The organism is Liquorilactobacillus sicerae (assembly GCF_029916425.1).
GTDB lineage: Bacteria > Bacillota > Bacilli > Lactobacillales > Lactobacillaceae > Liquorilactobacillus > Liquorilactobacillus sicerae.
The window spans coordinates 1-221 of sequence record NZ_JAHAVQ010000399.1 but is presented as its reverse complement, the minus strand read 5'-3'; the positions used below and the strand labels follow the sequence as shown (position 1 = coordinate 221).

Sequence of the window (221 nt, the reverse complement as noted above, 5' to 3'; positions counted from 1 at the left end):
CGAAACGAAGACTGTGAATGAAACCATCCATTATATCTATAAAGATGGTAGCAAGGCAGCCGATGACTATGTGGCAACGCCAGTTGAGTTTACTCGGACAGTGTCCACAGATGCAGTCACTGGTGAGCAGACATATGGGGCATGGTCAGCAGATCAAACATTTGGTGCAGTGACTAGTCCTGATCTGAAGGGGTACACACCAGATCAGACAGCAATTGCAG

General features: G+C 47.5%; 1 protein-coding gene. It reads left to right on the top strand.

The features are described 5' to 3' along the window. Positions 1 to 221: mucin-binding protein (locus tag KH893_RS13335; RefSeq protein WP_427860488.1), on the top strand; the 221-nt coding region annotated here is incomplete at both ends.